This window comes from Pseudomonas sp. LPB4.O (genome assembly GCF_038383825.1).
GTDB classification, from domain to species: domain Bacteria; phylum Pseudomonadota; class Gammaproteobacteria; order Pseudomonadales; family Pseudomonadaceae; genus Aquipseudomonas; species Aquipseudomonas putida.
In genome coordinates, this window is sequence record NZ_CP151298.1 from 3,026,389 (window position 1) to 3,045,293 (window position 18,905).

Sequence of the window (18,905 nt, forward strand, 5' to 3'; positions counted from 1 at the left end):
AGCGCTGCGGTCAGCACCTAGAAGAACGAGACCGGAACGCCTCAGGACACTCCAGATTGTTCAGATCGCGAGGCCAGGCAGCATGAAGGGATGGATACGCAAGGCAGTGGCGCACTACGCCCATGCAACCGGGCGAGGGGGCAAGTTCTACAGGAGGTTCTGCAACCCTTCTGGTCTTGAATGGGGTGCCTACCTCGCCCGATGGGGGAACTTTCACTCTGTCGGCAGCAACTTCTTCGTCAATACAGGCTGCAAGTTTCTCGACCCTTCGCTGGTTCGCATCGGTAACAGCGTGGGCTTGTCCGACTGCACGCTGATCGGTCATGACGGGGTGGTATTGCTGATCGAACATCGCTTTGGCAAGCACCTGGATTCGGTCGGTTTCATCGATATCAAGGACAACTGCTTCATCGGCCATGGCGCGATCATCATGCCCCGCGTGACCATCGGCCCGGAATCGATCGTGGCCGCAGGCGCGGTGGTGACCAAGGACGTGCCACCAGGCACCGTGTTTGGCGGCAACCCGGCGCAGTTCATCTGCACCACCGAACAGTTGATCAAACGGGTCGAGGCGCGTTGCGAAAGTTACCCGTGGATCGAACTGGTAAAACAGCGCAACGGCGCTTACGACCCGGAAGTTGAACCGCTGTTGATGGCGCAAAGGCGCCAATACTTCTTCGGGGACGGCAACAATGGCTAGCAAACCTGTGGATGTCATGGTGGTCAACTTCAATACCGCCGGGCTGCTACAGCCGATGTTCGATGCGCTGCGCCGGGCCGACAGCGAGCGGTTGGCCAGTTACCTGGTAGTAGACAACGCATCGCGCGACGACTCGGTGCAGCGCATGGCCCAGGTGTGCCCCGAGGCACTGCTGCTGAGCAACAAGCAGAACGTGGGCTTCGGCCGGGCCAATAACCAGTTGCTGGCGCACCTGAAGGGCAAGTACGCCTTGCTGCTCAATACCGATGCTTTCGTGGCCGCCGACTCCCTGCAAAAAACCCTCGACTACATGGACGCCCACCCGGAGTGTGGCGTGCTGGGGGTGCGCCTGGAAGGCCGCGACGGCGATCTGCAGCCCAGTTGTCGCTACTTCCCAACGCCGCTCAACGTCTTTGTCGGGCGTATCGGGCTGGGGCGGTTCTTCCCGGGGCTGAAGATGGTCGATGAAATGACCTGGGACCACGCCTCGGTGCGCGAGTGCGACTGGTTACCGGGTTGCTTCTATCTGGTGCGCCGCGAAGTGCTGGACAAGGTGGGCCTGTTCGACCCGCGTTATTTTCTTTATTACGAGGAGGTGGACCACTGCAAGCGGGTGAAGGAAGCCGGCTGGAAAGTCGTGTTCTACCCGCATACCACGGTGGTGCACATCGGGGGCGAAAGCTCCAAGTCGGTGGCAGAGCTGGAGGCGGCCAGCCGGCAGATCTCGTCCTACCAGATCGAAAGCGAGCTGTTGTATTTCCGCAAGCATCACGGGGTGGCGGGCCTTGCCCTGCATATGGTGCTGGTCACCCTGGGTGACCTGGTGCTGGCACTCAAGGCGCTGTTGAAGCGACGCGGCTGGGGCGCGATTCAGGCCTGCTGGCGTCATTGCCGGGCGACCTGGTCACTGTTGTTCAAGACCCGGTACGCCAGCCAACCGACAAGGTAGGTAAAGCCATGTTCGAGAATATTCGTGCCGACCTGCGCGCCCATGGCGGGGATTGGGGGGCGCAGGGCTTCTGGGTACTGCTGGTGTATCGCTTCGGCCGCTGGCGCTACACCGTGCGCCCGGCACTGCTGCGCAAACTCTTCTCGCTGGTCTACAAGGTGCTGTTCAAGTTGGTGCAGATCCTCACCGGTATCGAACTGCCGTGCGAAGTGGTGATCGGCCGCAACTTCGTCATCGACCATTTTGGTGGCATCGTCGTCAGTGGCTATGCCCGGTTTGGCGATGACTGCCGCATCCGCAACGGTGTGGTGGTGGGCTTGAAGAACGTCAATGAGCCGATTGCCCCGGTGTTCGGCAACAACGTCGATATCGGCACCGGGGCCAAGGTGCTGGGCAGCATCCGCATTGGCAACAACGTGATCATCGGCGCCAATGCCGTGGTGCTGGTGGATGTGCCGGACAATTGCCTGGCAGTAGGGGTGCCAGCCACCATCAAGGCCAGGCAGCCAGCCGCCACGGCCGCCGCCGAGTGAGGCCCATGGCGGCAGTAACCGGTGTGGTGGTCATTGGCCGCAACGAGGGCCCGCGCCTGGAGCGCTGCCTGCGTTCGCTGGTAAACGGTGCGGGCAAGGTCATGTATGTCGACTCGGGCTCCACCGACGGCTCGCTGCAACTGGCCCGCAGCCTCGGGGTGGAGGTGTTGGCGCTGGACATGGCCATCCCGTTTACCGCCGCGCGCGCGCGTAACGAAGGCTTCAGCGCCTTGCAGCGGCTGCTGCCTTCGATGCAGCTGGTGCAGTTTGTCGATGGCGATTGCGAGGTGGATGCCCACTGGCTGGCCACCGCGCAGGTGTTTCTCGACCAGCACCCCGAGGTGGCGGTGGTGTGTGGTCGCCGACGGGAGCGCTTCCCGGAGCGGTCGGTGTACAACCTGCTCTGCGACCTGGAATGGGACACCCCCATCGGTGAAGCCAAGGCGTGCGGTGGCGATGCGCTGATGCGGGCAGACGCTTTTGCCGCCGTCGGTGGCTTTCGCGCCGAGCTGATTGCCGGTGAGGAGCCTGAACTGTGCGTGCGCTTGCGGGCCAAGGGCTGGAAAGTCTGGCGCCTGGCCGCCGAAATGACCCTGCACGACGCTGGCATGACCCGGTTCAGCCAGTGGTGGCGGCGCAGCCTGCGTGCCGGCCACGCCTATGCCGAAGGGGCCTACCTGCATGGCCAGCCGCCCGAGCAGCACTGGTTGCGCGAGTCACGTCGGGCCTGGCTATGGGGCCTGGGCATACCCTTGGTGATCGTGCTGGCCTGCCTGCTGCTGGGTGGCTGGGGCTTGCTGTTGCTATTGATTTACCCGTTGCAGGCCGTGCGCCTGGCTCGCCGCGGTGGCAAGTCGGCGCGCGAAAACTGGCTGCAGGCGGTATTCCTGGTGTTGGGCAAATTCCCGGAAATGCTCGGCCAGCTGAAGTTCTTGCGCCACCGCTTCGCGGCCGGCAAATCAGCGTTGATCGAGTACAAATGAGAGATGACCATGATGCTCGGCACCCTCGTGAAAAGCGTGTTTACCTTGCAACCGGGCTACTCGTTGCGGGCGTTGAACAACAAGTACAAGTTGATGCTGCAGATTGCCAGGCAGTGGCCTGAGTTGAATGGTTTCATGCAGCGCATCACGGCGGCACTCGGCGAGCAAGGCGTGCGGCGGCTGGGTGTGGACTGCATCGGTGTGGTGCAGTGGCCTTACCTCAGCAAATGCTGGGAAGCCCCGCAGCGCCTGGCAGTGGTCGCTTCGCACTTTGAAGTGCTGGCCGGCGAGTTTCCGGCGCTGTTGCTGCTGGGGCGGGACGAAAGCCTGACGCTGTGCGATCTGGCCAGCCATTCGCCGGGCTGTCGCCTGGTGCTGGACCGGCCGATCTGGTTCAAACGCGAAGGCGAGTTGGTGCTGAACCTGTTCCAGGGCGACCTGCGCGTGGCTTCACTGGCGTTTACCCTGTGCCGCAGCCAGGGTGAGCTGTGCCTGTTCATCGGGGCCGTGCAGGGCATCCACAAAGGCATCGACAGCGAAACCTCATTGGCTATCTACCGCGACCTGACCAAGGACTTCGAAGGCCTGCGCCCGCGCAGCCTGGTGCTCGAAGCGATGAAGTGCCTGGCCCGGGCGCTGGGTGTCACGCACCTGTATGCGGTCAGCGATGACTGCCGGCACCATCGGCATGCGTATTTTGGCAGCGACAAGGGCCAGGACCTCGCCGCCAACTATGACGTCATCTGGCATGAACACGGTGCCAGTGCATCGAATTTTGCGGATTTCTTCAGCCTTCCGCTTGCCCAGGCGCAGCGGGCAGAAGCCGACATTCCAGCGAAGAAACGGGCGATGTACCGCCGCCGCCAAGCGATGCTCGACGATGTTTTCGCGCGCTTGCAGGCCGCATTGCCAAGCAGCAGTCACAACCTTGGACTACAAGGAAAACAGGGGGATGCATTTGCTGTGAGTGCATCGGCAGTGGACCGACCGCCCGTAGTCGACAGCCTTAAGTGAAGGTTGGCAGGGGAGGTGGGTCATCAAGCGGGTTTGGATCTGGATTCGTATGCGCATCGCTTACTTCATCAATCAGTACCCGAAGGTCAGCCACAGTTTCATCCGCCGCGAGATACTGGCGCTGGAGCGCCAGGGCGTAGAGGTACAACGCATTGCCCTGCGGGGGTGGGATGCCGAGTTGCAGGACGCCGAGGACACGAGCGAACGGGCCAGGACCCGGTATGTGTTGCAAGGCGGCGTCAAGGGGTTGCTGACGCCAACGTTGCAGGTGCTGCGTGCGCAACCGCGACGCTTTTTCCAGGCCTTGCGGGTGGCAATGCGCCTTGGCCTGCGCGCCGACCGCGCGTGGCCCTACCACCTGGTGTACCTGGCCGAGGCCTGCCAGGTGTTGCACTGGCTGCAGGCCGGTGAGGCCAAACACGTGCATGCCCATTTTGGCACCAACTCTACCGAGGTGGTGATGCTGGCCAACCTGCTGGGCGGCCCGGCCTATAGCTTTACCGTGCACGGGCCGGAAGAGTTCGACAAGCCGCAGTTCTTGCACATGGGCGAGAAGGTGCGGCGCGCCGCCTTTGTTGCAGCGGTGAGTTCTTACGGGCGCAGCCAGCTGTTTCGCTGGGTGGCGCACGAGCATTGGGCCAAAGTGAAAGTGGTGCATTGCGGCCTGGAGCGAGGCTTTCATGAGGTGGCGCCAGTCGGTGTGCCGGCGGTGCCGCGGCTGGTGTGCGTCGGGCGGCTCTGTGAACAGAAAGGCCAACTGCTGTTGCTTGAGGCGGCACGTCAGCTTGCGGCACAGTCGATCGCCTTCGAACTGGTCCTGGCAGGTGACGGTGAGATGCGCGGGCAGATCGACGCCCTGATTACCCGGCACGGCCTGCAGCAGCACGTACGCATCACCGGCTGGATCAGCAGCGCACAGGTACGCGAGGAGATCCTTGCCGCGCGCGCGCTGGTATTGCCCAGCTTCGCCGAAGGCTTGCCGGTGGTGATCATGGAGGCCATGGCCTTGCGCCGGCCAGTACTGACCACCTACGTGGCAGGCATCCCTGAGCTGGTGCGCCCGGGGGAGAACGGCTGGCTGTTCCCCGCTGGCGCCGTGGACGAACTGGCGCAGGCCATGGCCGAGTGCCTTGCGCAACCCGCCGAAGTGCTGCAGCGCATGGGCGAGGCGGCTTACCAGCGCGTGCTGCAACGGCATGATATCGACACCGAGGCGGCCAAGCTGGCCGGCTACTTCAAGGCATCCGCATGATGACTGTATTGAGTTGGTTACTGGGCCTGCTGGCGGTCATCGCCCTTGTGCCTGTGTCCGTTTTCTTCCTGCAGATGCTGCTGGCTTGCCTCCCGCCGCGCTCGCGGCCCTTGGGCGTCAGCGTGCGTCCGCGGGTGGCAGTGTTGGTACCGGCCCATGATGAGGCTGCGATCATTCGTGCAACGCTGGCGAGCGTAACCCCGCAGTTGCTGCCAGGCGACCGCTTGCTGGTGGTGGCCGACAACTGCACGGACGACACGGCGCGGCTGGCCCGCGAGGCCGGCGCCGAGGTAGTGGAGCGGTTTGATACGGTGCTGCGTGGCAAAGGCTATGCCCTGGACTTCGGCGTACGCCACTTGGCCGAATACCCGCCCGAGGTGGTGATTGTGGTGGACGCAGACTGCCAGGTAGCCGAGGGGGCGATTGACTGCCTGGCACGCCGTTATCACCAGGCCCAACGCCCGGTGCAGGCGTTGTACCTGATGCGCGCGCCCGCCGGTAGCGGGCTGAAGGTGCAGGTGGCCGAGTTTGCCTGGCGGGTCAAGAACCTGGTGCGCCCGCGTGGCTGGGCGCGGCTGGGGCTACCGTGCCAACTGATGGGGGCAGGCATGGCATTCGGTTGGCACGACCTTGCTTTGATCAACCTGGCCAATGGGCACTTGGTGGAGGATGTAAAGCTGGGGCTGGATCTGTGCCAGCAGGGCAAGCCGCCGGTGTTCTGCCCCGAGGCGCTGGTCACCAGCCAGTTTCCTGCCAGCCAGCAGGGCATGAACAGCCAGCGCACTCGCTGGGAGCATGGCCACCTGGGCTTGATGCTGGCCGATGCGCCCAAGCGTGCGCTGGCCGCCATTCGCCAGCGCAACGGTAGCCTGCTGGCCATGACCCTGGACCTTTTGGTGCCACCTCTGGCGCTACTGGTGCTGGCGCTGCTGGGGCTCAACCTGGTGACCTGGCTGGCTTACCTGCTGTCAGGCCATGCGGCGCCTGCGTGGATCGCACTGGCTGCGCTGGTCATGCTCGGCCTTGCCGTTGTGCTGGCGTGGGCACGCTTCTGCCGTGAGCTGATCCCGTTTTCCGTGCTGTTGTACGCGCCTTTTTACGCCGCAAGGAAAATCCCCCTGTACCTGGGGTTCCTGATCAAGCGCCAGGTCGAATGGGTGCGCTCCAAACGGGATGATGACTGATGGCTCAGTGGCAATGGCAGAAACGCTGGAACCGCATTATCGACACGCTTGAGGTGGTGCCTGACAGCAGCGCGGCGCAGTGCCTGCTCGACCGGCTTGCCGCCCCGAAGTCTGCAACCGTGCTTGGGTTCGTCAATGCCCATGCAATGAACCTGGTGGTGCACGACGGTGAGTATTGTCAGGCGTTGTCGGCGGCCGATGTGCTGTTGCGCGACGGCTCTGGCATGGCGATCCTTTATCGCCGGTTGGGACTGGAGCCTGGGCTCAACATGAATGGCACCGACTTCATACCCAGCCTCATGGAGGCATACCGCGGGCGGCGGGTTGCGTTCTGGGGCACGCAGCAACCGTACCTGAATCAGGCGGTGCAGCGCAGCGAAGCCTTGTTTGGCGTGGTGCCGGTATCGGTCCACGATGGCTTTGCCAGCATCGACACCTACCTGCAGTTGGCCAAGGAACAGCAACCGGAACTGATCGTGCTGGGGATGGGCATGCCCAAGCAGGAAGCGGTGGCGGCCAGGTTGGCAGCCGTTGATGGGCCGTGCCTGATCGTGTGCGGCGGGGCGATTCTGGACTTCCTCGGCGGCAAGGTCAGCCGGGCACCGCAGTGGTTACGGCATGTGGGTGGCGAGTGGGCCTACCGTCTGTTACGCGAGCCGAAACGTTTGTTCATGCGTTATGTGGTAGGCAATCCGTTGTTCTTGCTGCGCACCCTGCTGTGCCGCAAGGCAGCCGATTCGGCCAGGGGCACCGTATGAATCGGCCAAAATCCGCGCTGATGGCGGGTGGCTGCTACAGTGAAAGCAGTGGCTTGGGGGCTGCACGATCCTGCTTCACTGGCGTTGAATAAGCTGTATTCATGACTTGATGTTTGATGGACGGCACTTGCTACGCTCAAATAGATGAGGTCTGAAATGGTTTTCGAACCCAGAAGCAGTCGTTCCTTACTCCAAAGAAGAAGCAGTGTAAGTAACGCCATTCAGGCGGGGCTCGATGGTATTGCAGTAACCGGTATTGCCTGGTATCTCATCTATGATCAGTTTGGTTACATTACCTCCGATTATGTAATCATGTTGCTGTTGCTGATTGGCGCACTGGCCGTCATCTACGACCATTATGCAATCTACCGCACTAACGTCGGCCTTTCGATCAAGGCCTTCCGCCTGTTCAAGGCGTGGTCGGCAACATTCTGTTTTCTTGTGGTCATGGCCTTTCTCACTAAACAGAGTGAAACGTACTCACGGTTGTTGGTCGTGCAGTTGTTCATCATTGGTTACATTGCCCAGTTGTTCTTGCACTTTGCGGTTCGAGAACTGCAAAAACGGTTTACCGCGCATGCGCGGCTGGACAATGCCCTGATTATCGGCAACGGCGACCTGGCCAATTTCCTTTATCAGAAAATCAGCAACAACCCCTGGTTTGGCGAACGGGTTCTGGGGTGTGTGCTGACCGACAAGGCTGGTGAGCAGGCGTACGAAGGTGCCGAGGGCAAGCAGCGCCTGCCCGTGCTCGGTCACATTGCAGATCTGGATGAAATCGTTGCCCAGTATGGCATTCGCACCGTGTACCTGGTGACACCGCTGGGGGGCTCCGAGGTTATCAACGACGTGTACTTCAAGTTGCTGGACAAGTGCATTGCCGTGAACTGGGTGCCGGATATCTTCTCGTTGCGCCTGATCAATCACAGCGTGCGAGAAATTGCCGGTATTCCTGTGCTGACCCTGTCTGAAACCCCGCTGACGGGCATGAGCCTGTTCCTGAAGAATCTCGAGGACCGGGTATTGGCGGCATTGATACTGCTGTGTGCATCGCCTGTGTTGATTGGCGTTGCACTGGCTATCAAATTCACCAGCCGCGGGCCCGTGTTCTTCCGCCAGGAACGTACGGGCTGGACCGGCGAGTCATTCCGTATCTGGAAGTTCAGAAGCATGCATGTTCATCAGCCGGACAATGGCGTCGTCAAACAGGCGCAGAAGAATGACCCGCGATTGACTAAAATTGGTGCTTTCATCCGCCGTACCAGCCTCGATGAACTGCCGCAGTTATTCAATGTGCTGACCGGGGAGATGTCGCTGGTTGGGCCACGGCCACATGCGTTGCAACATGACACGTTATATTCCCAGGACATCGTCGATTACTTTGCCCGCCACAACATCAAGCCGGGCATGACTGGCCTGGCGCAAGTGCGCGGCTTCAGGGGGGAGACCAAGGACATTGAGCAGATGATCCAGCGGGTGGACTCGGACATCGAGTACATCAACAACTGGTCGCTGTGGCTGGACTTTGTGATTCTGGTGCGCACCCTCAATGCGTTTACCGGCAAGCAGGCTTACTAATCATCGAACGCTCGCAAGCCCCCTGTAGGAGCGGCCTTGCCGGGGCCGCTTCGCACCCCATCGCGGCACAAGGCCGCTCCTACACCTTGTTCAGTGGATGCAACTCCCTGAACCCCCGCGCTTCCTCCACCAGCCAGTCATGCACCGCCCGCGCTCCCGGCTGATTCAACCCGCCTGGCGGGTAATGCACCACGTAGCGTTTGTGGTTGGCGATCGCCACGCCAAACGGCACGATCAGCGCGCCGCGCTCCAGTTCGTCATTCAGCAGTGTCCGCCGGGCGATCGCTACACCAATACCGGCAATTGCCGCCTCGATGGTCAGGTGGTTGCGGTTGAAGGTATGGCCACGCCGCACATTCAGGCCGGCGGCGCCAATCCCCTCCAGGTAGAACTCCCATTCTGCATACTCCGAACTGCCACGCCAGGCTGTGATGTCATGCAGCAGCGGGTAGTGCGCCAGGTCTGCCGGCCCATGCAGTGGCGGGCGCCCGCGCAGCAAGGTGGGTGAGCACACCGGGAAGATCTGTTCGTCCAGCAGCGGTGTCGAAAGCATGCCAGGGTAGCTGCCATCGTTCAGGTCGATAGCCAGGTCGAAGTCGCCCGGGGTCAATGCCTGGGCGCTGTCTTCGGCCACCAGGCGCAGCTCGATGTCCGGGTATCGCTGCTGAAAGCGCGGCAGGCGTGGGGTGAGCCATTTGGCCAGGAACGACGGAATGGAGCGCACACGCAAGGTGCCGCGAATTTCACCGGCGTCAAGGCGCAACAGTTCAGCCTCGATACTGCCGTAGGCTTCGGCCACCGTCTGGGCCAGGCGTTGCCCTTCGGCGCTCAACTCCACACCGCGCGCGCGGCGCAGAAACAGCCGGTAACCCAGGCGTTCTTCCAGTTGGCGCATCTGCTGGCTGACCGCGCCGGGGGTGATGTGCAGCTCTTCGGCACAGCGGGTAAAGGACAGATGCCGGGCTGCACAGGCGAATACATGCAGCCAGACGAACATCTGCCCATTGAGTTGCCGTCGCATTGTTTAGTCCTGCTAAAGGCTTGCTTAGAAAGTTTCGTTGGTCATCCATGAGCCAGCGCGTCAGTATCGCGCAAAATCGCATTACCGCTCAATTTCATCAGATAACCGTGCTGTGGATTCATATCAGGGCACGGTCAGGCATTAGCATGGCTATCAGTGTTTTCGACCTTTTCAAAATCGGCATCGGCCCGTCCAGTTCCCACACCGTCGGCCCCATGCGGGCAGCGGCGACGTTTGCCCAGGTCCTGCGTGAGCAGGGGCTGTTGGCGCGGGTAACGCGCGTCGAAGTGCGGTTGTATGGCTCGCTGTCGGCCACCGGGGTTGGCCACGCCACCGATCGCGCCTGCCTACTTGGCCTGATGGGCCAGTGGCCGGACCGCATCGACCCGGCCACCATCGAGTCGCGCATTGGCCAAGTGTTGCAGGAGCATTGCCTGATGCTGGATGGCAGCCACCCGCTGGCCTTCGAGTATGGCCGGGACATGTTGCTGCTCGACGAAAACCTGCCTTACCACCCCAATGCCATGAGCCTGGAAGCGATGGACGGGGAGAGCAGCCTGCTGCTGCAGACCTACTATTCGGTTGGCGGCGGCTTTATCGTCGAGCAGGCCGAGATTGATGCCCCAGCAGCCAAAGCCAATGACGTTGTGCTGCCTTATGAGTTCGACAGTGCTGCCCAGTTACTGGCCTTGTGCAAAGCACACAGCTTGAGTGTGGCGCAACTGATGATGGCCAACGAACAGGCCTGGCGCCCGGAAGCGGAAATACGTGAAGGCCTGCTGCGCATCTGGGCGGCCATGCGTGAGTGCGTGGATAACGGGCTGCGCAACGAAGGCATCTTGCCTGGCGGGCTACACGTCAAGCGCCGCGCTGCCCGGCTGCACCGCAGCTTGCAGGAACTGGGCAAGCCCAACGTGATTGGTTCGACGCTCAGCGCCATGGAGTGGGTGAACCTGTTCGCCCTGGCGGTGAATGAAGAGAATGCCGCCGGCGGGCGCATGGTCACCGCGCCCACCAATGGTGCCGCAGGCATTATCCCTGCAGTGCTGCATTACTACATGAAATTCAACCCGACCGTTTGCGATGCCGATGTGGTCGACTTCCTGCTGGCGGCAGCGGCCGTCGGTATCCTGTGCAAGAAAAATGCGTCGATCTCGGGGGCAGAGGTAGGCTGCCAAGGCGAGGTGGGTTCGGCTTGTTCGATGGCTGCCGCCGGCCTGGCCCAGGTGTTGGGGGCGACGCCGCCACAACTGGAAAATGCGGCCGAAATTGCCCTGGAACACAACCTGGGGCTGACGTGCGACCCGGTTGGCGGGCTGGTGCAGGTGCCGTGTATCGAGCGCAATGCGATTGCTGCGGTGAAGGCGATCAACGCGGTGCAGATGGCGTTGCGTGGCGACGGCGAGCACTTCATTTCGCTCGACCGGGTGATCCGCACCATGCGTGATACCGGGGCGGACATGCATGCCAACTACAAAGAGACCTCGCGCGGCGGCTTGGCAGTCGCCTTTGTCGAATGCTAGTGCGCTGTGAACCAGTGGGGCAAAGGAATTACCTTCGTGGCCATTCGAACGCGCACCCTGTGCTTGTTGGCAGAGCGGATTTTGTTAACGCCAAGGCTGATTCACAGGTTTTTCTTGAGGGATGTTCCCACCGCTCGATACCTGACAAATTTAACAGTAGTATCCGGCCAGCAACGCGCTTAACCTCAAGCTCACTCCCTCTCAGGAAATAAGCCATGGCTGCCGGCGTTGAAAGTCAAATTATACCGTTTGCCAACGCGATAAAAGGGCAGCGCAAAATAGTCGAGAACAGAGCGAGCTTTTACTTTTATCAAAATAGCCAGCTCGCTACCGTTGTCGCGACGCGAGGCAATCAACATATTCTGCGGTTTCAGGATGCGCCAGTGGCACTGCTTGGTCAGGCAAAGTCGGCGATTTTTTTGAAAGCCGATGAGGCTCACACCATACTGGGCCACCAAACTGACGCTATGGCATACACACCCTATGGCTATCTCGGGGTGGCAAGGCCGGAAGCCACACTGCGCTTCACAGGCCATTACTATGATTTTTTGACCGAAGGGTATTTATTGGGCAATGGACATAGGTTATTCAGGCCATTGCTGATGCGATTCTGCAGTCCTGATGCATTCAGCCCCTTCAGTCAGGGAGGGCCTAACGCATATAGTTATTGTTCGAATGATCCTATAAATCGGGTAGATCCCTCGGGTAATGCGCCCGTCTCTCTGAAGCAGAAGCTAGTTCAGGGACTCGTTGAGCGAATAATCGGGCCGCGCTTGCCCGAGCAACACCGTGTTAATTCCTCAGCATCGCTTGGCGAGTCAGGTATGCCGTCTCAGGGGACTAGCCAATCATCAGGTCAGCGTGGGGCTAGCTACACACTGCTTCACGGGCGAGAGATAGCGGAGCTAATAGCTAATCAACTCTCAGGGAAAGACTTGGGCGCTCTTGCCTCTGTATCCCCTGAATTCAACTTACGGTTCCGGGCGATATCTAAAACAAACGCTAAAAAAGTGCCACCGTCGAGGCTCGGGGAAGCTGCGCGTGGCGACGTCAACGGTGTGATTCCCTTCGATGTGAAGGACGTGCGAGCTGCTCAAAGAAAAGCAGAAACAGACCGCAAGCGAATAGACCGAATAGAAAGGTTCGGTAGACCCGAAGGTCCGAGGGGCCCTAGCATTTTTAACACGCCTTCATTCACATGTTTCTTGATACGCAATAGTGGCTAGTGTACTGAGCGGGCAGTTCGTTTACGGAACACACCACCGACATTGTTCAAGTGGCGAGAACGCTACCTGGGCTTGGGCATCAAGGGCTTGAGCCACCCGGGCACTACCTGAGCCCTCCAGACAATGCCGTGGTGCTGTCGGTTGATAAGAGAACCCAGATCCAGGCATTGGATCGCACTCAGCCGAAGCCATACCGGTTTCTTCACGCACCAGGGTGAACTCGAGGCAGGTGTGCCCAGAAAATGCGTGATCGTCCACCCAGGATAGGGATGTGCCAGCCTGTGGGCGATGAAGCCGATGACGTCGACAGCGGGCTCCATTTGTGGGTCTCCGGGATAAGCCATTGGCTTGCTGGATAAAGATCTACCTTCTGCCTCAGTCGCCCGTGCAACACGGGCGGTGGGCAAGTCAATGTCAGCTGTCCTTCCCAGGCACCACGCTAGCGGGCTTTCTGCTTGGCTTCAATGAAGCTCGCCCGCATGTCCTTGGCCCAGCCATCGAGCACCGGCTTGACGTCATTCAAGGTCAGCTTCTGGGTATCGTTCTCCAGCTCCTGACCCGCGCCTTTGCGTACCACCTGGGCGAGTACTTTCTGGCTGGCACCGTCCAGGAACGCCGCCTCCACGCCGACATCCACGTCCTGGTCACGGCCGCCCGTGGCGGTGTTCACGCCTGCGGCGATCAGCGCGATGGGGATCACCTCATAGGGTTTGAGGCCCTCGTTGCTGGTAGACACTGCCGTGATCGCCGGCCGCACCACGATCACGCCCGGGCCAGGCCCGTTGGCCAGCGGCATGACACCGCCGATTTCACGCCGCAGCGCTTCGTTGAAGTAGCGGGTGATTTCCCCCAGTGTCTGCGCGGAGATGACCGGGGTGGGCTGCGGTTTGGGGTAGAACTGGCTGGGCTCGATGAACACCTGGCTGTACTGGTTGATGTTGACCTTGGGGTCGATCCAGCGCATTACCGGGGCACCCGTCGGGCTCTTGGCTTCTTGCAACCGGCTGTAATCCTTGAGGAAGCCGGAGTAATCCTTAGGGTCCACGCGATTGCTGGAGCAGGCGCCCACGGCAAGCAGTGCGGCGCACAACAGGGTAATGCGAGGCAGTGATTTCATGATGAAGGCGTATCCATGAGAGGTCGGCCAGAACAACGCTAGCAGCTGCGCCGCAGTTGGCCAGTGGGCGAGTTCAATCCCCTGTGGAAAAGGCAAAAAGTGGCGGCGCCCGATCTCCCGGGCGCCGCGTGGTTTGCGGTGAACTCAACCCAGCGCTTCGCGCAACCGGTACCACAGCATGCCCATTGCCAGTAGCGGCGAACGCAGGGCCTTGCCGCCAGGAAACGTCAGGTGGGGCACGGCGCTGAAAACGTCCAGGCCTTGGCTGTGGCCCAGGGCGATGCTTTCGGCCAGCAGTTTCGCCGTCCAGTGCGTCACGTTCAGCCCGTGCCCGGAATAGCCCTGGGCGTAGTAGACGTTTGGGTGCTGACTCAGGCGCCCGACCTGGGGGAAGCGGTTGGCGGTGATGCCGATCATGCCGCCCCACTGGTAGTCGATGCGCACGTTGGCCAGTTGCGGGAATACCTTCAGCACCTTGGGCCGCATGTAGGCGGCGATGTCCTTGGGGTCGCGGCCGGAGTAGTGGCAGGCACCGCCGAACAGCAGGCGGCGGTCTGCGGTGAGGCGGTAATAGTCCAGGCCGACCTTCTGGTCGCACAGCGCCATGTTCTGCGGGATCAGGGTAGTAGCCAGTGCTTCGGGCAAGGGTTCGGTGGCGACTACGTAACTGCCGGCCGGCAGCACCTTGCCACTCAGCCGCGGTTCCAGCTCATCGAGGTGGGCGTTGCAGCCCAGCACCAGGCTGCCTGCTCGCACCTTGCCACGGGCAGTGTGCAGGGTCACGCGGGGGCCGTGCTCGATTCGCAGTACGGGGCTTTGTTCGAAGATGCGCACGCCCAGGCTATAGGCGGCACGGGCTTCGCCCTGGACGAGGTCGAGTGGGTGCAGGTGGCCCGAGCCCATGTCTACCAGGCCGCCGGCGTACTGGTCGCTGGCGACGATTTCATGCAACTGCCCGGGGCCTACCAGACGGGTCTCGGGGCGATAGCCAAGCGTTGCCAGGTCATCCTGCTCGTCCTTGAAGGCGGCGAACTGGTCAGCTGTGTTGGCCAGTTCGCAGAAACCCCAGCGCAGGTCGCAGGCAATGCCGTACTGGGCGATGCGGCTGGCCACCAGCGCCACCGAATCGATACCAGCTTGTTTCAGGTAGCGCACGCCGTCCTGACCGACATGCCGGGTAAAGCCGCTGACGTCATGGCCGATGCCGCGGATCAGCTGGCCGCCATTGCGCCCGCTGGCGCCCCAGCCGATGCGCCGGCCTTCCAGCAGCACCACCGACAAACCACGTTCAGCCAGCTCCAGGGCGGTGTTGACCCCGGTCAGCCCGCCGCCGACCACGCACACATCGGCCGTCAGTTCGTCGTCCAGGCTGGGGTAGGGCGCCGCGTTGCGTGCCGTGGCAGCGTAGTACGAAGCAGTGTGTTGGGAATCGAAAGACATGGGCGTTCTCGGCTCAGCGGTTGGACTTGATCTTGCTCCAGGAGCGGGTCATGACGCGCATGATCTTCGGGCTCGGGGTGCTGGAGATGTACAGCTTGTCCAGCACGTCCTGGGGTGGGTAGATCTCGGGGTTGTGCACTAGCGATGCATCCATGTAGGCCTTGGCGTCCGGGTTGGCGTTGGCATAGCCGACCGTGGCACTGACTTTGGCGATCACTTTGGGGTCGAGCAGGTAATTGATGAAGGCCAGGGCCTGGTCGGGGTTGCTGGCGTCCTTGGGGATGGCCAGCAGGTCGAACCACAGGTTGCTGCCTTCCTTGGGAATGCTGTAGGCGACTTTTACGCCGTTCTTCGCTTCCACAGCGCGGTTGGCGGCCTGGAACACGTCACCGGAGTAGCCGAAGGCCACGCAAACGTCGCCATTGGCCAGGTCGGACACGTATTTGGATGAATGGAAGTACGTGATGTAGGGGCGCAATTCGAGCAGGCGTGCTTCAGCCTTGGCGTAGTCCGCCGGCTTTTCGCTGCGCGGGTCCATGCCCAGGTAGTTGAGTATTGCCGGGAACAATTCGTCGGGCGAGTCCATGAAGGCCACGCCGCACTGCTTGAGCTTTTTCAGGTTTTCGGGCTCGAACATCACCGCCCACGAGTCGATATGGTCGACGCCCAGTGCCGCCTTGACCTTGTCGACGTTGTAGCCGATGCCGTTGGTGCCCCACAGGTAGGGCACCGCGTACTGGTTGCCGGGGTCGTTCTGTTCAAGCTGCTTGAGCAGCTTGGGGTCCAGGTGTTGCCAGTTCGGCAGCTTGCTGCGGTCCAGCGGCAGGAAGGCGCCAGCCTGGGCCTGGCGGGCGAGGAAGTGGTTGGACGGCACCACCACGTCGTAGCCGGTGCGCCCGGCCAGTAGCTTGCCTTCCAGGGTTTCGTTGGAGTCAAACACGTCATAGACCACCTTGATCCCGCTGCTGGCCTGGAAGTCAGCCAGGGTGGTGTCGCCGATGTAGTCGGTCCAGTTGTACACACTGACCGAGGGCGTGGCCTGGGTGGTGGTGGCGAACAGCAGGGTGAACGCAGCGGGGATCAGGGCTTGCAGATGACGCATGGGGACACCTCGTTGGTCTTGTTCTTCGAGTTCGGTGTACTGGGGCGCAAAGCGCCCCGGGGTGGGTCAGACGCTCATCATCAGGAACTCACGCTCCCAGGAGCTGATGACCCGCTTGTAGTTCTCGTGCTCGGCACGCTTGACGGCCACATAGCCCTGGACGAACTGCTTGCCCAGGTACTGCTGCACGGTCTCGCAGTCTTCCATGTGCTGCAGGGCGTCTTCGATGGTGATCGGCAGGCGCAGGTTGCGCCGTTCGTAGGCACGGCCTTGTACGGGTGCACTGGGGTCAAGCTGCTCGACCATGCCCAGGTAGCCGCACAGCAGGCTGGCAGCGATGGCCAGGTAGGGGTTGGCGTCGGCGCCCGGCAGGCGGTTTTCCACCCGCATTGCCTCTGGGCTGGAGGTGGGCACGCGCAGCCCGGCGGTGCGGTTTTCTTCACCCCACTCGACGTTCACCGGTGCCGAGGTGTCTGGCAGGAAGCGGCGGAACGAGTTGACGTTGGGCGCGAACATTGGCAGCAGCTTGGGGATGTACTTCTGCAAACCGCCGATGTGGTGCAGGAACAGCTGGCTCATGCTGCCGTCTTCATTGGCGAAGATTGGCTTGCCGGTGGCGATGTCGACCACGCTCTGGTGCAGGTGCATGGCACTGCCCGGCTCGTCGGTGATCGGCTTGGCCATGAAGGTGGCGGCCACGTTGTGCTTGAGTGCAGCTTCGCGCATGGTGCGCTTGAACACGGTGATCTGGTCGGCCAGGTCCAGCGCGTCGCCGTGGCGGAAGTTGATCTCCATCTGCGCAGGGCCGTCTTCGTGGATCAACGTGTCCAGGTCCAGGCCCTGGATCTCGCACCAGTCGTAGACATCCTCGAACAGCGGGTCGAATTCGTTGGCGGCATCGATCGAGAACGACTGGCGACCGCTTTCGGCACGGCCAGAACGCCCCAGCGGCACCTGCAATGGCAAGTCCGGGTCTTCACAGCGCTTGGTCAGGTAGAACTCCATCTCGGGCGCGACGATCGGCTGCCAGCCCTTGTCGGCGTAGAGCTTGAGCACTTTCTTCAGCACGTTGCGCGGCGACAGTTCGATGGGGTTACCTTGCTTGTCGAAGGTGTCGTGGATCACGATCGCGGTTGGCTCGATCGCCCACGGGATCTGGTACACGGCGGAGGGGTCGGGCCGGCAGACCATGTCGATGTCGGCGGCATCGAGCAGGTTGTAGTAGATGTCATCGTCAACGTAGTCGCCGGTGACCGTCTGCAGCAGCACGCTTTCGGGCAGGCGCATGCCACGCTCGTGGAGGAACTTGGCGGTGGGCGCGATCTTGCCGCGGGCGATGCCGGTCAGGTCGCTGATCACGCATTCGACTTCGGTGATGCGGTGTTCTTTCAGCCAGGTGTACAGCTGATCGAAGGGGGCGTTCATACAGACCTCTTGGTTGGGTTTTAGTGTGGGAGCAATGCTTCTCGCGAAAGCCATAGCAAGGCGAACAAGGCGTTGTACTTCCCAGGTGACGCACTGGAGACTATCTTGGTCGCAGCCCCCAGGGCCGATCTATCCATTTTCTTCGGCAAGCAATGCACCAAAAGAGTGCAATTAGGATCTCGCGTGACAACGCCCAATGCGCTGCAAGTCCAGGCCTTCCATACCACCGACGTCTCGGAGCAAGTGCGCGCTACCCCCGGCTGGCAGCAGCAATACCGGCAGATGTCGCCGGGGCATTTCAGCGGAGAGCTGCGCTGGCTGGGGATGGATGGCGTGGAAGTGTACGAGGAGCGACTGAATACTCGCGTAGAGCAGTTTTTCCGGGCGCCGAGCGGTTCACTGGCGTTTTGCTTCGACCGCAGCGAAAACAGCCTGTACCTGCTGAACGAGCAAAGCCGCAACATCTGGATCACCCCGGAGAACTACCAGGAAGTGGCAGTGGTGTTCGACCAAGCCTTCCTGGCCCGCCATGGGCTGGACCCGCAACGCCTCGAAGGGCTGTTCATGGTGCCGCTGGGCAGTGGGCAGAACGCGTTGTTTGGCAGTTGGCTGAGTGCCACATTGACCCGCCTCGGGCAGGCCGACTGCCCATTGCAGGGGCAGGCCCTGGCGGAACAACTGCTGGAGGATTGCCTGTTCATTCTCGATAACGCCAGCCAGCGCCTGCAGGGCATAGCCTTGGGGCGGCGCGACGAAGAACGGGCGATCATGCGCCGGGTCAGCGAGTGGGCGGCGGACTGCCCAGAAGAGACGTTGAACCTGGTGGAGCTGGCAGATGTTGCCGGGGTCTCGTTGCGCCAGTTGCAGCAGGCGTTCAAGGCATTTACCGGCATGCCGCCTGCGCAGTGGCTGCGCTTGCGCCGGCTGAATGGCGCGCGTCGCGATCTGTTACGCGATGGCAGGGCGACCGTGGCCGAGGTCGCGATGCGCTGGTCATTCTGGCATTTAGGAAGGTTTTCAGAGAGTTACCGGCAATTGTTCAAGGAGTTTCCGAGTGAGACCTTGAAGCGAAGCAGGGCTAAGGTAGCAAAATAACTGCT

Annotated in this window: 18 protein-coding genes; 12 read left to right on the forward strand and 6 right to left on the reverse strand. The window is 61.4% G+C overall.

The genetic code is table 11. The features are described 5' to 3' along the window. Positions 1-82 precede the first annotated feature (82 nt). From MRBLPB4O_RS13490 to MRBLPB4O_RS13530, 9 genes are all read left to right on the forward strand, one after another. On the forward strand, positions 83-700 hold the full coding sequence (locus MRBLPB4O_RS13490) for an acyltransferase (protein ID WP_016487256.1): 618 nt from the start codon (positions 83-85) through the stop codon (positions 698-700). Continuing rightward, complete coding sequence (locus MRBLPB4O_RS13495; protein WP_341798822.1) at positions 693-1,649, forward strand: glycosyltransferase family 2 protein; 957 nt, start codon at positions 693-695, stop codon at positions 1,647-1,649. Before MRBLPB4O_RS13490 ends, MRBLPB4O_RS13495 begins: the two co-directional genes overlap by 8 nt. A gap of 8 nt (positions 1,650-1,657) precedes the next feature. Further along, the gene (locus tag MRBLPB4O_RS13500) at positions 1,658-2,182 is read left to right on the forward strand and encodes a serine acetyltransferase (protein ID WP_341798823.1); all 525 of its coding nucleotides are present in this window, start codon (positions 1,658-1,660) and stop codon (positions 2,180-2,182) included. Positions 2,183-2,187: 5 nt separating this feature from the next. Next, entirely contained in the window at positions 2,188-3,165 is a 978-nt protein-coding gene (locus MRBLPB4O_RS13505) for a glycosyltransferase (protein ID WP_341798824.1), read from the forward strand. Positions 3,166-3,174: 9 nt separating this feature from the next. After that, on the forward strand, positions 3,175-4,179 hold the full coding sequence (locus MRBLPB4O_RS13510; RefSeq protein ID WP_341798825.1) for a VirK/YbjX family protein: 1,005 nt from the start codon (positions 3,175-3,177) through the stop codon (positions 4,177-4,179). Positions 4,180-4,228: 49 nt separating this feature from the next. Then, entirely contained in the window at positions 4,229-5,431 is a 1,203-nt protein-coding gene (locus MRBLPB4O_RS13515; protein WP_341798826.1) for a glycosyltransferase, read from the forward strand. Further along, complete coding sequence (locus MRBLPB4O_RS13520) at positions 5,428-6,615, forward strand: glycosyltransferase family 2 protein (protein ID WP_341798827.1); 1,188 nt, start codon at positions 5,428-5,430, stop codon at positions 6,613-6,615. Before MRBLPB4O_RS13515 ends, MRBLPB4O_RS13520 begins: the two co-directional genes overlap by 4 nt. After that, positions 6,615-7,373 carry a WecB/TagA/CpsF family glycosyltransferase gene (locus MRBLPB4O_RS13525; protein ID WP_341798828.1) on the forward strand — a complete coding sequence of 253 codons (759 nt, stop codon included), beginning with the start codon at positions 6,615-6,617 and terminating at the stop codon, positions 7,371-7,373. The genes MRBLPB4O_RS13520 and MRBLPB4O_RS13525 overlap by 1 nt, the downstream gene beginning before the upstream one ends. A 156-nt stretch (positions 7,374-7,529) precedes the next feature. After that, positions 7,530-8,951: an undecaprenyl-phosphate glucose phosphotransferase gene (locus MRBLPB4O_RS13530; RefSeq protein ID WP_341798829.1), complete on the forward strand. Its 1,422-nt coding sequence runs from the start codon at positions 7,530-7,532 to the stop codon at positions 8,949-8,951. Between the two features lie 79 nt (positions 8,952-9,030). Here MRBLPB4O_RS13530 and MRBLPB4O_RS13535 read toward each other — a convergent pair whose 3' ends face one another. Further along, the gene (locus MRBLPB4O_RS13535) at positions 9,031-9,972 is read right to left on the reverse strand and encodes a LysR substrate-binding domain-containing protein (RefSeq protein WP_341798830.1); all 942 of its coding nucleotides are present in this window, start codon (positions 9,970-9,972) and stop codon (positions 9,031-9,033) included. 146 nt (positions 9,973-10,118) lie between these two features. Between MRBLPB4O_RS13535 and MRBLPB4O_RS13540 the strand changes: the two genes are divergently transcribed. Continuing rightward, a complete protein-coding gene (locus MRBLPB4O_RS13540) occupies positions 10,119-11,495 on the forward strand; it encodes an L-serine ammonia-lyase (protein ID WP_341798831.1) in 1,377 nt (458 codons plus the stop codon). A gap of 191 nt (positions 11,496-11,686) precedes the next feature. Here MRBLPB4O_RS13540 and MRBLPB4O_RS13545 read toward each other — a convergent pair whose 3' ends face one another. Further along, entirely contained in the window at positions 11,687-11,950 is a 264-nt protein-coding gene (locus MRBLPB4O_RS13545; RefSeq protein WP_341798947.1) for a hypothetical protein, read from the reverse strand. Positions 11,951-11,962: 12 nt separating this feature from the next. Here MRBLPB4O_RS13545 and MRBLPB4O_RS13550 point away from each other — a divergent pair, with 12 nt between their 5' ends. Beyond that, positions 11,963-12,721, forward strand: coding sequence for an RHS repeat-associated core domain-containing protein (locus MRBLPB4O_RS13550; RefSeq protein WP_341798880.1), 759 nt, complete (start codon positions 11,963-11,965; stop codon positions 12,719-12,721). A gap of 439 nt (positions 12,722-13,160) precedes the next feature. Here MRBLPB4O_RS13550 and MRBLPB4O_RS13555 read toward each other — a convergent pair whose 3' ends face one another. The 4 genes from MRBLPB4O_RS13555 to MRBLPB4O_RS13570 all read right to left on the reverse strand — a co-directional run bounded on the left by MRBLPB4O_RS13555 (position 13,161) and on the right by MRBLPB4O_RS13570 (position 17,805). Further along, positions 13,161-13,838: a DUF3313 domain-containing protein gene (locus tag MRBLPB4O_RS13555; RefSeq protein WP_341798832.1), complete on the reverse strand. Its 678-nt coding sequence runs from the start codon at positions 13,836-13,838 to the stop codon at positions 13,161-13,163. A 144-nt stretch (positions 13,839-13,982) separates the two neighbouring features. Beyond that, on the reverse strand, positions 13,983-15,278 hold the full coding sequence (locus MRBLPB4O_RS13560) for an FAD-binding oxidoreductase (protein WP_341798833.1): 1,296 nt from the start codon (positions 15,276-15,278) through the stop codon (positions 13,983-13,985). 13 nt (positions 15,279-15,291) lie between these two features. Further along, positions 15,292-16,380: a polyamine ABC transporter substrate-binding protein gene (locus MRBLPB4O_RS13565; protein ID WP_341798834.1), complete on the reverse strand. Its 1,089-nt coding sequence runs from the start codon at positions 16,378-16,380 to the stop codon at positions 15,292-15,294. A 66-nt stretch (positions 16,381-16,446) separates the two neighbouring features. After that, positions 16,447-17,805, reverse strand: a complete 1,359-nt coding sequence (locus tag MRBLPB4O_RS13570) for a glutamine synthetase family protein (RefSeq protein WP_016499593.1) — start codon at positions 17,803-17,805, stop codon at positions 16,447-16,449. A 183-nt stretch (positions 17,806-17,988) separates the two neighbouring features. On the opposite strand from MRBLPB4O_RS13570, the gene MRBLPB4O_RS13575 reads away from it, so the two are divergent. Beyond that, the gene (locus tag MRBLPB4O_RS13575) at positions 17,989-18,900 is read left to right on the forward strand and encodes a helix-turn-helix domain-containing protein (protein WP_341798835.1); all 912 of its coding nucleotides are present in this window, start codon (positions 17,989-17,991) and stop codon (positions 18,898-18,900) included. Positions 18,901-18,905: the final 5 nt, after the last annotated feature.

Excerpts from the sequence above, each read along its gene's own strand:
- MRBLPB4O_RS13560 (WP_341798833.1), bottom strand. The coding sequence starts at position 15,278 with ATGTCTTTCGATTCCCAACACACTGCTTCGTACTACGCTGCCACGGCA.
- MRBLPB4O_RS13500 (WP_341798823.1), top strand. The coding sequence starts at position 1,658 with ATGTTCGAGAATATTCGTGCCGACCTGCGCGCCCATGGCGGGGATTGG.
- MRBLPB4O_RS13550 (WP_341798880.1), top strand. The coding sequence starts at position 11,963 with ATGGCATACACACCCTATGGCTATCTCGGGGTGGCAAGGCCGGAAGCC.
- MRBLPB4O_RS13490 (WP_016487256.1), top strand. The coding sequence starts at position 83 with ATGAAGGGATGGATACGCAAGGCAGTGGCGCACTACGCCCATGCAACC.
- MRBLPB4O_RS13555 (WP_341798832.1), bottom strand. The coding sequence starts at position 13,838 with ATGAAATCACTGCCTCGCATTACCCTGTTGTGCGCCGCACTGCTTGCC.
- MRBLPB4O_RS13495 (WP_341798822.1), top strand. The coding sequence starts at position 693 with ATGGCTAGCAAACCTGTGGATGTCATGGTGGTCAACTTCAATACCGCC.
- MRBLPB4O_RS13570 (WP_016499593.1), bottom strand. The coding sequence starts at position 17,805 with ATGAACGCCCCCTTCGATCAGCTGTACACCTGGCTGAAAGAACACCGC.
- MRBLPB4O_RS13505 (WP_341798824.1), top strand. The coding sequence starts at position 2,188 with ATGGCGGCAGTAACCGGTGTGGTGGTCATTGGCCGCAACGAGGGCCCG.
- MRBLPB4O_RS13565 (WP_341798834.1), bottom strand. The coding sequence starts at position 16,380 with ATGCGTCATCTGCAAGCCCTGATCCCCGCTGCGTTCACCCTGCTGTTC.
- MRBLPB4O_RS13515 (WP_341798826.1), top strand. The coding sequence starts at position 4,229 with ATGCGCATCGCTTACTTCATCAATCAGTACCCGAAGGTCAGCCACAGT.
- MRBLPB4O_RS13530 (WP_341798829.1), top strand. The coding sequence starts at position 7,530 with ATGGTTTTCGAACCCAGAAGCAGTCGTTCCTTACTCCAAAGAAGAAGC.
- MRBLPB4O_RS13520 (WP_341798827.1), top strand. The coding sequence starts at position 5,428 with ATGATGACTGTATTGAGTTGGTTACTGGGCCTGCTGGCGGTCATCGCC.
- MRBLPB4O_RS13540 (WP_341798831.1), top strand. The coding sequence starts at position 10,119 with ATGGCTATCAGTGTTTTCGACCTTTTCAAAATCGGCATCGGCCCGTCC.
- MRBLPB4O_RS13535 (WP_341798830.1), bottom strand. The coding sequence starts at position 9,972 with ATGCGACGGCAACTCAATGGGCAGATGTTCGTCTGGCTGCATGTATTC.
- MRBLPB4O_RS13510 (WP_341798825.1), top strand. The coding sequence starts at position 3,175 with ATGATGCTCGGCACCCTCGTGAAAAGCGTGTTTACCTTGCAACCGGGC.
- MRBLPB4O_RS13525 (WP_341798828.1), top strand. The coding sequence starts at position 6,615 with ATGGCTCAGTGGCAATGGCAGAAACGCTGGAACCGCATTATCGACACG.